We start from the raw sequence: 13,927 nt of genomic DNA on the forward strand, positions 1-13,927 counted from the left end.
AGAAGAGCTCAACTTTGAGCTCTTTTTTAATTTTGAATTCCTCGTATATAACTTCCATAGGGGTCATTAAATTTATACCCTTTCGTAAATCGCCTCTTATCTAATTTTTTATATTCTACAAGTGCCCATAAAACAAATTCTTTGATAAAGTCTTTATCTGAGCTAGGAGTACTGCTTTGATACTTATCTACAAGTTCAGATAGTGGTTGAATCGCTTGTAAGGCATTCTTATAATCGGTATCATTCATTGTGTCAATAAGTTCAAAACTTCCTTCTTCAAAAAACCATTCTATAACTCCATCATAGGGCGTGCTGGTATCTTTACGCTCTAGTTTAGGTATATCTGGAAAATAGTCTGAAAATAAAGCTTTTATACTCTCTCCTAACAACTTTTTAGCAACATAAACTGAACCTTCTTGTTCGCCTTCATAGACCAATTCTACTTTACCTATTATAGCAGGTGTAACTCCTATAAAATCTGATAAACGTACTGTAGTTCTCGCATCATTATTTAATATACTTCTACGCTCAGCTGTACTTAATAAATTTTCGTAACCGGTAATACTCATTCTTGCACTTACACCGCTTTTACTATCAATATATTCACTTTTACGGGCTTGGAAACTAATTTGTTCTAACAACTTTTTCGCTAAATCAGGTACATAAACCTTATCGACTTGTTCTTTATTAATATTCGCCTCTTGTTCTGTAATTTGTTGAGCAATTTCAACTTCTTCAGGATAATGCGTTAAAATTTGAGAGCCTATTCTATCTTTTAATGGTGTCACTATACTTCCTCTATTGGTATAGTCTTCTGGATTTGCTGTAAACACGAACTGAATGTCTAAAGGTAATCTTAATTTAAATCCACGAATTTGAATATCTCCTTCTTGTAAAATATTAAATAATGATACCTGTATTCGTGCTTGCAGATCGGGTAGCTCATTAATAACAAAAATAGAGCGATTGGCTCTAGGTATCATACCAAAATGTATAACGCGATCATCTGCATAGCTTAATTTTAAGTTTGCAGCCTTAATAGGGTCAACATCACCAATTAAATCGGCAACCGTAACATCTGGCGTAGCCAGTTTCTCAGAAAAACGATTATCTCTATGTAACCAAGAAATAGGCGTGTCATCTCCTTTTTCATTGATTAAATCAATAGCATAACGTGACAATGGATTGAGTGGATCATCATTGATCTCTGAGCCTTCTATTACCGGTATAAATTCGTCTAGAAGACGAACCATCAATCTGGCCAATCTTGTTTTTGCCTGCCCTCGTAATCCTAGCAGATTAATATTATGTCGTGATAAAATAGCGGTTTCAAGTTCTGGTATTACAGAATTTTCATATCCCCAAACTCCTTCAAACACCTGCTTTCCTGATTTAATATTAGCAATTAGGTTGTCTCTTAGCTCATCTTTTATAGATTTTGATCTATATTCTGCTTTTTTAAGCGCTCCTAAGGTTTTAATGCTTTTATAATCCATAAATGTAATTATCCTTTAATATTTTTCTTTCTATTATTTTCATAGTCTTCAAAAACCATTTCACCTAATCCTTTTAATCCGGTATAAAATGCCTTACCTCTGTTGGCTGCGGAAAAATGTTGCACATACTGCATTAAGTAGGGGTCTTGAGCAATCATAAAAGTTGTGATTGGTATATGTAATTTTCTAGCCTGCGCAGCCATAGTATAGCAGCGCTCAACTATATGTTTGTCAAGACCGACGCTGTTTTTATAATAGGTGCCGTCTGGTAAACGCATACAACTTGGTTTGCCATCAGTAATCATAAAAATTTGTTTGTTGGTATTACGTTTTCTACGAAGAATGTCCATTGCCAATTGCAAACCTGCTACTGTATTGGTGTGATAAGGCCCAACTTTCAAATAGGGCAAATCTTTAATTGATATTGGCCAAGCATCATTACCAAATACCAAAATGTCTATTGTATCTTTAGGATAACGTGTTGTAATGAGCTCTGTTAGTGCCATTGCTACCTTTTTAGCTGGTGTAATACGGTCTTCGCCATACAGAATCATACTATGGCTAATATCTATCATGAGCACCGTGCTCATTTGAGCTTTGAAATTGGTTTCTTCTACAACCAGATCTTGCTCATTAATGGTAAAATCTCCAATGCCATGATTAATCTGAGCATTTTTGATACTTTCTGTCATTGAAATACGATCTAAAGTATCTCCAAACTGATAGCTGCGGAATTCTCCGGTTTGCTCATCACCAACTCCAATAGCCTTTGTTCTATGATTTCCAGAGCGACTCTTTTTTAATTTTCCAAAAAGTTGTTCTAGCGCTTGTTGGCGAATAGCCCGTTCTGTTTTTGCAGTTATTTTTAATCCTTTACCTGTACCTTCAGGTTTTATTTCTTCTCTTAAAAAGCCCTTCTTTTTAAGATCTTCTATAAAATCATCTATGCTATAATCTGGAGTTGTTAATTCATATTCTTCATCAAGTTGACGAAGCCAGTCTAAAGCTTCATCTACATCGCCAGAAGTATGTACAATTAATTCTTTAAATATATCGAACAGCTTTTCAAAAGGTGAATGTTCTGGTTTAGCATAAGTTTCAAATCTAAATCCTTTTTTAATACTGTTTCTCATAGTATAAAAATACTACAAAATAAATAGCTCTCATTTAAAGAAACGTTAATGTCTCTTTTGTAAAACTTGTGTAATATCATTCAGAGAATAATTTTTTGCCTGGAGTAAAATTAAATAATGAAATAGCAAGTCTGCAGCTTCATTTAAAAACAAATTATCATTGGTGTCTTTTGCTTCAATAACAGTTTCTATAGCCTCCTCTCCTACTTTTTGAGCAATTTTATTGATTCCTCCTCGAAACAAAGAAGCTATATACGAATTTTCATCATTTTGATTGTTTTTCCTATCTTCTATGATAGACTCTAATTGAGATAAGAATCCATAAGATGCTTTATTTTGTTCATTCCAGCAAGTATCACTTCCTGTATGGCATGCAGGTCCATTTGGATCTACCATAATTAACAAAGTATCATTATCACAGTCGATAGCTACATCTACTAAATTCAAAAAATTACCACTTTCTTCGCCCTTAGTCCAAAGTCTTTGTTTGGAACGACTAAAAAAGGTCACTTTTTTAGTTTCTTTAGTTTTTGTGTAGGCCTCTTGATTCATATATCCTAACATCAATACATTTTTAGTAAAATTGTCTTGTATTATAGCAGGAACGAGCCCATCTGAATTTTTATTAAAGTCTATTTCCATATGTTTTGCTTTCATTTTTTAATGTCATTTTAATGAAGTTTAATGACTATAATCTAACCGGAATGTTATTTTTTCTTAGCGCTTCTTTTAAATCTTTGATTTCTATTTCACCAAAATGAAATACGCTAGCCGCCAAAGCGGCATCTGCCTTACCTACTTTAAATGTATTAACAAAATCTTGTATAGAGCCGGCTCCTCCCGAAGCGATAATAGGGATTGTAAGTTCTTGAGATAATTTAGCTAAGGCATTATTTGCAAATCCGTTTTTTGTTCCGTCATGATCCATAGAGGTAAAGAGTATTTCTCCGGCACCGCGGTCTTGTACCTCATATGCCCATTGATATAAATCGATGTCTGTGGGAACCTTGCCTCCCACCAAGTGAACTTTCCATAATTCATTAACCTGCTTGGCATCAATGGCAACAGTAATACATTGACTTCCAAATTTACCTGCCAGCTCATTAATTAATTGTGGATGTTTAACTGCCGAAGAATTAATTGAAATTTTATCTGCCCCATTTTGCAACAAACGATCTACATCTTCAACTGACGAAATGCCTCCACCTACAGTGAAAGGAATATTAACTTTCTCGGCTACCTTTAATACCAAATCAGCCAATGTCTTTCTTCGTTCTTCTGTTGCCGAAATATCTAAAAACACCAATTCATCAGCACCAGCTTTAGAATAAGCTTCGGCCAATGCAACAGGATCTCCAGCATCTCTAAGGTCTACAAAGTTAACACCCTTAACAGTGCGTCCGTTTTTTATATCTAAACAAGGAACAATACGTTTAGTTAGCATTGAGTATATAATTTTCTAATTGATTTAAACTTATTTTGTGTTCATAGATGGCTTTACCAATGATAGTTCCCTCACAACCAATTTCGGCCAATTTAGGCAACTCATCAAATGAAGAAATGCCTCCTGAGGCAATAAGCTTCAGTGATGTTTCCTTTTGCTCAGAATGACACTCTTTCAAAATTCTATCATAAAGGTCAAACGAAGGGCCTTGGAGCATTCCATCTTTGCTAATATCAGTACAGATCACATATTCGACTCCGTCCTTTTGATATTCTGAAATAAATGGAATTAATTCTTTATCACTTTCCTCTTGCCAACCGGCTATTGCTATTTTTTCATTATGAGCGTCTGCACCAAGAATAATTTGATTGGAGCCATACTTCTCTAACCATGATTTAAATGTTGTAGGATCTTTAACAGCAATACTACCTCCTGTAATTTGATACGCCCCACTTTCAAAAGCAATTCTAAGATCATCATCAGTTTTTAAACCTCCTCCAAAATCAACCTTGAGTTTTGTTTTAATCACAATTTGTTCTAAAATTTTATAATTTACGATGTGCTTAGACTTGGCGCCGTCTAAATCTACCAAATGCAAATATTCAATACCATGCGCTTCATATTGTTTCGCGACTTCCAATGGGTTTTCGTTATATACCTTTTTGGTAGTATAGTCTCCTTTAGTCAACCGAACACACTTACCATCTATTATATCTATTGCTGGTATAATTCTCATAAGGCCAAAAAATTTTTTAACAGTTGCTCACCTGTTGCGCTACTTTTTTCTGGGTGAAACTGTGTTCCATAGAAATTATCTTTTTGTAAGGCAGTACTATAGGGCTCTCCATAAACTGTAGTAGCGATTGTATCATTGGTTAAGGGAGCATAATAACTATGTACAAGATATACATAGTCCATATTTTTTATCTTTTTAAATAATGGTCCTTTTAATTCTTCAATTTGATTCCAACCAATCTGTGGAACTTTTACATTGTGGTTAAACTTTACCACGTTTGTATTGAAGATACCTAAACCGATAGTGTCTCCTTCCTCAGAATAGTTACACATAAGCTGCATCCCTAAACAAATTCCCAAAACTGGTTGCTTAAGATTAGGAATAACCTTATCTAAACCTGATCTTATGAGTTTTTCCATAGCACTGCTAGCTTCTCCAACACCAGGGAAGATTACTTTATCTGCGTTTATTATCTCGTCAGCATTATCACTTAATATGGCATCATAACCCAGTCTCTTTATTGCGAATTTAAGAGACTGAATATTGCCTGCTCCGTAATTAATAATTACAATTTTCATTTTTATAATACCCCTTTGGTGCTTGGTAAAATCATTTTTTCTACATCTCTTTTTACTGCTACTTTAATTGCCTTTGCAAATGCTTTAAAAATAGCCTCGATTTTATGGTGTTCATTTGTGCCTTCTGCTTTAATATTTAAGTTCGCCTTAGCACCATCGGTAAATGATTTGAAAAAATGTAAGAACATTTCTGTAGGCATTTTTCCAATCATTTCGCGTTTAAAATCTGCTGCCCAAACTAACCAATTACGTCCACCAAAATCAATACTCACCTGAGCCAAACAGTCATCCATGGGTAAACAAAATCCATATCGTTCTATACCTAATTTATCGGCTAGAGCTTTATTGAAGACTTCACCTAATGCAATAGCTGTATCTTCTATAGTATGGTGTTCATCTACTTCTAGATCTCCTTTTACATTAATTTCTAAATCCATCTGACCATGTCTTGCAAGCTGGTCTAACATATGATCAAAGAAAGCAATACCCGTACTTATATTGCTTTTACCGGTACCGTCAAGATTTAGTTTAATTGTAATATCTGTTTCGTTTGTTTTTCTATAGATTTCAGCTTTCCGATCATTAAGCTTTAGATATTCATAAATCTTTTGCCAGTCATTACTCTCTAATGCTATATAACTATCTAACTCTTCTCTTTTAATTGTAATTTCATCTGCGCCAAGGTTTGTTTGGTCATTGATAAAAATACCTTTAGCGCCAAGATTTTTTGCTAATTCAATATCTGTAAGCCGATCACCAATTACTACGGAATTCACCAAATCATAGTTTTCTGAAAAATATTTAGTTAATAAACCAGTATTAGGTTTTCTTGTTGGAGAATTGTCTTTAGCAAATGTCCTATCGATAAATTGTTCTTTAAAAACAACTCCTTCCGCGGCAAAGGTTTTTAAAATAAAATTATGTACTGGCCAAAATGTATCTTCAGGAAAGCTTTCTGTACCTAAACCATCTTGATTTGTTATCATAACAATTTCATAATCAAGCTCTTTTGCTATTTTACTTAAATATGAAAATACTTTTGGGTAAAAAGTCAGTTTTTCGAATGAATCTATCTGCTCATCGGCAGTTTCTTTAATGATTGTACCGTCTCTATCTATAAATAATACTTTTTTCATCTGTTTAAGGTATTCAATGTATCTATTAGTTGTGCGTTTTCAATTTTGGTTCCTACGGTAAATCGTAGTGTATTTTCACATAATGGTTGGGTTGAGCGATTTCGGATTACAATTCCGTTTTCTACTAATTGATTATATCTTTTTATCGCATCATCTACTTTTACAAGAATAAAATTTGCATCCGTAGGATAAACCTGTTTCACAAATTTTACTTCTTTTAACTTATCAATTAAAAATCTTCGCTCTTTTAATATAGCCTTAATCTCTACAGCAACAGACTGGTAATCTAAAATCCTTTTTAATGCTTCTCTTTGTGTTAATTCATTTACATTGTAAGGTGGCTTTATTTTATTAAGAATTGCTACAATTTCTTTTGATGCGAAACAAATCCCTAAGCGAATACCCGCCATACCGTATGCCTTCGATAGCGTTTGCGTTACAATCAGGTTCGGGTATTTATCTAGTTTCGAAATCCATGATTCTTCATTTGAAAAATCGATATAAGCTTCATCAATCACTACAATACCTTTAAATTTTTCGAGCAACTCTTCAACATCAGAAGCCACAAAAGAGTTTGCTGTTGGGTTATTTGGAGAGCACAAGAATAAAAGCTTGGTATTAGTATCGATTTTCTCCAAAATTTCATTTACATTAGGTTGAAAGTCATCTGTCAATAAAATTTCTTTATTATAAACTGCATTTGTCTCTGCCAAAACTTTATACATACCATAAGTTGGAGGTAATGTAACTATGTTATCTTTTTCAGGATAGCAAAATGCTCTAAAGATCAAATCTAAAACTTCATCACTTCCATTTCCTAAAAGAATATTGTTTGAGTTTACCCTCTTTAAACTAGCTAACTCTTGTTTTAAAGTAGTTTGTTGTGGATCTGGATAACGATTTACTCCATTTTCAAATGGATTTTCATTAGCATCTAGAAAAATCATCTGCCTTTTAAATTCCTTAAACTCATCTCGAGCCGAAGAATAAGGGCTCAGCTGTAGCACATTCTTTCGCACTAATTTATTTAAGTCAAATTGCTCCATTCTCGAGGTTTTTTAATCGTACTGTCACCGCATTTCTATGTGCTTGCAAGCCTTCGGCTTCAGCCATTATTTCAATAGTTTTTCCAATAGTCTGTATACCTTCTTTTGATATTTTCTGAAATGTAATAGCTTTTAAAAAGCTATCGAGATTTACTCCACTGTATTGCTTGGCATACCCATTGGTAGGCAACGTATGATTGGTTCCAGAAGCATAATCGCCTGCGCTTTCTGGCGTATAGTTGCCAATAAAAACTGAGCCGGCGTTCATTATGTTTTCCGTATAAAATTCTTCATTCTTTACACAAATAATAAAATGCTCTGGGCCATATTCATTAATTAATTCTAAGGCCGTTTTGTCATTATCAACTACTATCATTTTAGAATTTTCAAGTGCTGCCTTTGCAATTTCTTTTCTGGGTAAAACTGCTAACTGCTTTGTTATTTCTTTCATAACCTTATCAATCATGTTTTCTGAAGTTGAAACCAAAATAACCTGACTATCACTTCCATGTTCGGCTTGACTCAATAAATCGGAGGCTACAAAATCTGGTTTTGCAGTATCATCTGCTACCACAAGTAATTCACTTGGTCCGGCTGGCATATCAATAGCAATATTATAATTGGTTGCCATTTGTTTAGCAAGCGTGACATATTGATTTCCAGGACCAAATATTTTAAATACTTTTGGAACCGACTCAGTACCAAATGTCATAGCTGCAACTGCTTGAATACCTCCAATTTTAAAGATCTTTGTTACCCCGCATAAACCAGCAGTATATACTATTGCGGGATTAATACTTCCGTTTGTATCAGGTGGTGTACATAAAACAATTTCTTTACATCCAGCTATTTTTGCAGGTATAGCTAACATCAATACAGTTGAAAATAAAGGAGCTGTTCCTCCGGGAATATATAATCCTACTTTTTCAATTGCCCTTTTCTCTTGCCAACAACTAACGCCTTTGGCAGTTTCTACTTTAACTTTTCCTGTTTTTTGTGCTTCATGAAATTTTGTAATATTCTTTTTTGCCTGGTTTATAGCAAACTTCAATGTATCAGGGACTAATGATTCTGCTTTCTTCATTTCATCGACTGAAACAGAAAATTTCTTCATTTCAACCTTGTCAAATGACAAGGTAAACTTTCTAACGGCCTCATCCCCTCTTGATTGTACTTGAGAGAAAACCTCCTCAACGGTAGCTTCAATGGCATCAAAAGTAAGCGTTGGTCTTTTCAATAATTCACGCCATTCTTTTCTTTCAGGGCTTATAATTTTTTTCATCACAAAACCATTTTTTCAATTGGGCAAACTAATATGCCTTCTGCTCCTACACCTTTTAGCTCGTCTATAATTTCCCAAAATTGATTTTTGTTAATTACTGAATGTACCGAACTCCAGCCTTCTTCGGCCAACGGTAGAACCGTCGGACTTCTCATACCAGGAAGTATATCAATAATCTCGTCTATTTTATCATTTGGAGCATTTAAAAGAACGTAACGTGATTGCCGACCTTTTAAAACAGATTGAATTCTAAACTGAAGTTTATCTAAAATAGTCTTTAAATTTTTTACAATTACAGGCGAAACGGCTAATACGGCTTCAGAAGTTAACAAGACTTCAACCTCTTTTAAATTATTTTTAAATAATGTACTACCACTTGAAACAATATCGCATATACCATCGGCCAAACCAATATTAGGGGCAATTTCTACTGATCCATTAATAATATGGAGATTAATGTCTACACCTTTATCTTTAAAAAATGATTTTACCGTATTCGGGTATGAGGTAGCAATTCGTTTATTACTAAAATAATTGAGCCCAGAATAATCTTCTCCTTTAGAAATGGCAAGTGAAACTCTACAATTCGAAAATCCAAGGCGTTCCACAAAATTGATATTCTCTCCTTTTTCGATTAATACATTCTCGCCGATTATTGCAGCGTCTATTACACCATCCTTTAGGTATTGTGGGATATCACCATTTCTTAAATAAAATACTTCTAATGGAAAATTGCTAGATGATGCTTTTAACTGATCTTTTCCATTATCAATGGCAATTCCACAATCTTTTAGAATTTTTAAAGAATCATCACGAAGTCGACCCGATTTTTGAATGGCTATTTTTAATTTACTCATTATTGTGCTCACTTAAGTGAGTATCTTTATAATTAAACTTCAATTTTTGTTTGAGTAAATCTTCGTAGGTGTTATTTCCTTGAATAGAAAAAGAAAACCCGTTTGATCTACTCAAACGGGTTAAAATATATTATTAGAATTTATTCAAATACATTTTCAGCTCGCTTGAGTGCAAGTATGAAAATGATGATGGCGTAATTGAATAAATTTCATTGTTTATTTTTTGTATACACAAAGATTCAGAATTAAATTTTAGTTTTCCAAATAAAAAATCAATTTTTTAATTTATTCATTTCTAAATGTTGCTTTTTAGCATGTTGAAAGCCATAATTCCACCATTTCTTCATTAGTTTTTTATTAAATACTAACGAATTGGTAGTAAGCACTGTAGGTGTATAATATAAGTTTAGCTGCACATTCTTATGCTTGGCCTCTAACTTACCAATACTTACATTATGTCGTTCAACATGATCTAACATAAATTCAAAAACACTTGTCATCAGTGCAAAGGGGTTTTTTGAAGGAAGTCTATTCAACTGCGATATTTCTGTTTCTAAAATAATAGCATCTACCTCTTTAGCTCCTCTTAGTATAGCTTCTTGTATAGGTACAATACAACCAAAGCCTCCATCTGCGTATTCAAAATTATTTTTCTTCAATAAGCTCATAAACGGCACATAATTACATGAACCCCAAATCCAATCACAAAAATCAGCATATGTGTAATCATTAATAGATTTATATTCTACTTGATTCGTAGTAAGATTTGAAACAGTTACAATTACATCTTTATCAGAGTTTTTAATTCTTTCATAATAGGCTTCGGTAATATACTTTTTAATAAAACGTCTTAAGTTTTTACTTTCTCCAAAGGTTCTTCTTCCATTAATAAAGTTCCACAAAGTATTTAGGTGGTTAACACTAACCACTTTTTCACCATGTATTGTTCTAACTATAAATGGATTATTACTAAAAATCTTTCTTTGATTAACGGTAGTATAAATAGCTTTAAGTTCATTGATTTTCCCTAAAGCCAAATGCGAAACCATTAAGCTTCCAGTTGAAGTGCCTAAAAAAAGATCATACTCCTTCTCTTTTTCTTCAATAAGATATTCAGCCACGTCACCTGCAAAAGCTCCTTTACTCCCTCCTCCCGAAATAACCAATGCCTTCATAAATAACTTAAAATTTTATATGTATTTATTGAAAAGAATTACTTTTGATAAATCTAAGAATTTCATATGAGTTTTAAATCACTAGCTACACTCTTTTTAGTAATAGCAGTTTTGTTTTCGTGTAAAAAAGAGTATAAACCCAGAAATTTTGATGGCATTTCAATTCAAACAATTAAAGTAGATTCTTCAAGCATTAGAGCCATTGAGGCCTTACCAGATTCTACCTTGCTTTTTACAACTTCTGATGGCTATCTAGGATTAGCAATTAATGAAAGTAGTACAAAGATCAAGCAAATAACTTACGACACGATTGTACCTCATTTCAGGGCAATTGCAACAAACGGAACTGATACTTTTGTATTAAGTGTTGCGAATCCTGCACTGCTTTTTAAAGTGAAAAACGGAACACCTCAATTAGTTTACAAAGAAGAACATGAAAAAGTGTTTTATGATGCAATGTCTTTCTTTAATGAAAAAAATGGAATCGCCATGGGTGACCCAACCAATGATTGCCTATCAATTATTCTAACTCATGATGGAGGTAATACTTGGCATAAAATACCCTGCGAAAATTTACCAAAGGTTGAAGATGGCGAGGCTGCTTTTGCCGCTAGTAATGGTAATATTGCCATTGTAGAAAATAATGTTTGGATTGTAACAGGAGGTAAAAAAGCGCGCGTGTTTCATTCACCTGATGGTGGTAAAACCTGGAACGTTTATGATACTCCTATAACTCAAGGAGGAAAAATGACAGGGATATATAGCGTTGATTTTTTCGATTCCAATAATGGAATTATATTTGGCGGAAACTGGGAGAATAAAACCGATAAATTTTCTAATAAAGCCATTACAAGTGATGGCGGACAAACATGGCAATTGGTTGCTGACGGTAAAGAACCTGGGTATAAAAGTTGTGTTCGATATGTTCCGGAGACGAATGGAAAGGAACTATTCGCTGTAGGGTCAACGGGGGTATCATTTTCAAATGATGGTGGCTTAAACTGGAAAAAAGTTAGTAATGAAGGCTTTTATACTATACGATTCGTAAATAAAAACTTAGCTTGGTTAGCAGGAGATAAAAAAATAGGAAAGTTGATCTTAGAATAAAACTTTATCCATATTAAAGCGTTCTAATCAAACGTTCTCAATTTTACGACTAATTAATTATTAAAATTTAAATCTGTGAATAGAATATTCTTATTTGTACTTGTAACTATTAGTATGCTATCTTGTGGAAAAAGTAGCTTGAAGAGTGAATTTAACTGTGAAACAAGTGCCATTCCATATGAAACCAAAGAAATACGTGATATCTTAAAGAAATTTAGATCTACAGTTCCTAAAAATTGGAAAACGGAACTTTATTATGATGAATTTCAGTCGCAACTCTATAGCGCAGACACAACTAAAAGTTTAACCGATGCTTATATAATTGATATTTCATGGCATCAAGGTGAGCTAGCTTTGGATGCATCTTTTGATCAAAAAGTAAAGGATACATTAGCCATTAAAGAACAATTAAGTAACATAAGGTCTGCTTCTACAAAATTTAAGGATAAACCGGCTTACTGGAACTTATCAAAAGGGAAAACGGGTAAACATGAATATCATTTTTTACAGATCTATGTAAAAACAGAACCTGACGAATATTTTACATTTACCACTAAGGTGTTTGGTGATTTTAAAGTTAACGAACGTTTATGCGAGTCAATTGCGATCTATGATAAACTGGAGTTTATTAGATAGAATACACCATTTATTACTGAAAAACAGCATTTTACTTATTTCTTAGGGAACATATTTCCTTTTTAATTATATTTGTAACGCTATTAACTAAATTCCCCTTGCTATGAAGAAAAAATATTTTTCTATTTTTTTTGCTACCTCATTGTTACTATTTATTGCTTCTTGTAACCTTAATGAAGAAGAAATTGTAGTTGAAAATGATAAAACAGCTATTGAACCTGATTTTTTTGAGAATGACGGATCGCTTGACCCAAACGTTACTGAAGAAGAAGTACCGGTAGATGCTAATTTAAAGCATATCTTAGACTACACCTTATTAAAACCATCTGGTTTAAAACAAAAAGATGTTAACGAGATTAAGTGCGGTGAAACAAAGATTATGCCGTTGCGTGTTGGTAATAATAAGAAAAAAGTTGGTATTATTAAGGTATCAAATGACGGAGAAAATCTTTATGTTACCGTAAAAGCCAAGAAGTACAAATACATGAAAAAATTGTATATGTATATTGGTGACAAAAACGATATCCCTTTTTACTCAAATGGATATCCGAATCTAAGAAAATTTAATTACAAGGCATTTCCATATTATTTTGGCGGACAAAAGAAAGCTACCTATGTGATTCCATTGTCTTCTATTAATTCCGATTGCTTTGAAATTGTAGCCTATGCAAAGATTTTTGATTATGAAAAATGGCGTTATTATTCTGCTTTTGCTTATCATTCTGATTTAAACCAAAAATATTATTATTCGTATCGATATGGTTATTATTTCAAAGACTGGGTAAGATCGTTCGACTTTTGTATAAATAATTGTGATGATGACCCTGTTGATGAAGATTGCGTTGGTTCTTTTGCTTATAACAATGCAAAACCAGAAAATGCGTTTTGCTTTTTAGATGAAGGCCATTCTAATTGGGGATGGACAAACGGTAAAATATTCGGAATTCATACGCTGCAGCTCTATGCTAAAGTTGAAGGGTGTGATTGGAGTTCAGGTGAATATATCGGTCACGTGAGAATAAATTATAACCCAGACTTGAATAGAGGTAAAATCCAATTTATAACCACAGATACTGAATATAAGCTAAAAGAAACTTATTTATATATAGGCGGTGAAAAGTATCCTCTTAATGATGAAGGGGTTGCAACTACTGATCCTAACGAATTTCCGTATGTACATAAAAACTTAGGTGATGATATGGTAGAGATAGGTATTGAAATTGATAATCATTTTATTGATGATCTACCAGAAGATGGATTCTACGTGTCAGCTTATGCTGTAGTTGCCAAAGAAGAATAAA

Annotated in this window: 14 protein-coding genes; 3 read left to right on the top strand and 11 right to left on the bottom strand. The window is 33.3% G+C overall.

The features are described 5' to 3' along the window. Positions 1–26 precede the first annotated feature (26 nt). The 11 genes from AC1EUU_RS03705 to AC1EUU_RS03755 all read right to left on the bottom strand — a co-directional run bounded on the left by AC1EUU_RS03705 (position 27) and on the right by AC1EUU_RS03755 (position 10,883). A complete protein-coding gene (locus AC1EUU_RS03705) occupies positions 27–1,496 on the bottom strand; it encodes a MoxR family ATPase (protein ID WP_480200026.1) in 1,470 nt (489 codons plus the stop codon). Between the two features lie 8 nt (positions 1,497–1,504). Further along, positions 1,505–2,629, bottom strand: coding sequence for a vWA domain-containing protein (locus AC1EUU_RS03710; protein WP_480200027.1), 1,125 nt, complete (start codon positions 2,627–2,629; stop codon positions 1,505–1,507). 45 nt (positions 2,630–2,674) lie between these two features. Next, complete coding sequence (hisIE, locus tag AC1EUU_RS03715) at positions 2,675–3,271, bottom strand: bifunctional phosphoribosyl-AMP cyclohydrolase/phosphoribosyl-ATP diphosphatase HisIE (protein WP_480200761.1); 597 nt, start codon at positions 3,269–3,271, stop codon at positions 2,675–2,677. Positions 3,272–3,317: 46 nt separating this feature from the next. Further along, positions 3,318–4,073 (bottom strand): imidazole glycerol phosphate synthase subunit HisF, encoded by a 756-nt coding sequence (gene hisF / locus AC1EUU_RS03720; RefSeq protein ID WP_480200028.1) that lies wholly within the window; start codon positions 4,071–4,073, stop codon positions 3,318–3,320. Then, complete coding sequence (gene hisA, locus AC1EUU_RS03725; protein ID WP_480200029.1) at positions 4,063–4,809, bottom strand: 1-(5-phosphoribosyl)-5-[(5-phosphoribosylamino)methylideneamino]imidazole-4-carboxamide isomerase; 747 nt, start codon at positions 4,807–4,809, stop codon at positions 4,063–4,065. The genes hisF and hisA overlap by 11 nt, the downstream gene beginning before the upstream one ends. Then, on the bottom strand, positions 4,806–5,387 hold the full coding sequence (gene hisH, locus AC1EUU_RS03730; protein WP_480200030.1) for an imidazole glycerol phosphate synthase subunit HisH: 582 nt from the start codon (positions 5,385–5,387) through the stop codon (positions 4,806–4,808). The genes hisA and hisH overlap by 4 nt, the downstream gene beginning before the upstream one ends. Positions 5,388–5,389: 2 nt before the next feature. Then, a complete protein-coding gene (gene hisB / locus AC1EUU_RS03735) occupies positions 5,390–6,523 on the bottom strand; it encodes a bifunctional histidinol-phosphatase/imidazoleglycerol-phosphate dehydratase HisB (RefSeq protein ID WP_480200031.1) in 1,134 nt (377 codons plus the stop codon). Next, a complete protein-coding gene (gene hisC, locus AC1EUU_RS03740; RefSeq protein WP_480200032.1) occupies positions 6,520–7,569 on the bottom strand; it encodes a histidinol-phosphate transaminase in 1,050 nt (349 codons plus the stop codon). Before hisC ends, hisB begins: the two co-directional genes overlap by 4 nt. Beyond that, entirely contained in the window at positions 7,556–8,851 is a 1,296-nt protein-coding gene (gene hisD, locus AC1EUU_RS03745) for a histidinol dehydrogenase (RefSeq protein WP_480200033.1), read from the bottom strand. Before hisD ends, hisC begins: the two co-directional genes overlap by 14 nt. After that, a complete protein-coding gene (gene hisG / locus AC1EUU_RS03750) occupies positions 8,851–9,708 on the bottom strand; it encodes an ATP phosphoribosyltransferase (protein ID WP_480200034.1) in 858 nt (285 codons plus the stop codon). The genes hisD and hisG overlap by 1 nt, the downstream gene beginning before the upstream one ends. A 272-nt stretch (positions 9,709–9,980) precedes the next feature. Next, on the bottom strand, positions 9,981–10,883 hold the full coding sequence (locus AC1EUU_RS03755) for a patatin-like phospholipase family protein (RefSeq protein ID WP_480200035.1): 903 nt from the start codon (positions 10,881–10,883) through the stop codon (positions 9,981–9,983). Between the two features lie 66 nt (positions 10,884–10,949). On the opposite strand from AC1EUU_RS03755, the gene AC1EUU_RS03760 reads away from it, so the two are divergent. From AC1EUU_RS03760 to AC1EUU_RS03770, 3 genes are all read left to right on the top strand, one after another. Beyond that, positions 10,950–11,990: a WD40/YVTN/BNR-like repeat-containing protein gene (locus AC1EUU_RS03760; protein ID WP_480200036.1), complete on the top strand. Its 1,041-nt coding sequence runs from the start codon at positions 10,950–10,952 to the stop codon at positions 11,988–11,990. Between the two features lie 75 nt (positions 11,991–12,065). Then, a complete protein-coding gene (locus AC1EUU_RS03765; RefSeq protein ID WP_480200037.1) occupies positions 12,066–12,626 on the top strand; it encodes a hypothetical protein in 561 nt (186 codons plus the stop codon). A 103-nt stretch (positions 12,627–12,729) separates the two neighbouring features. Then, a complete protein-coding gene (locus AC1EUU_RS03770) occupies positions 12,730–13,926 on the top strand; it encodes a hypothetical protein (RefSeq protein WP_480200038.1) in 1,197 nt (398 codons plus the stop codon). Position 13,927 lies beyond the last annotated feature (1 nt).

This window comes from Maritimimonas sp. 2205BS37-2 (assembly GCF_056591755.1).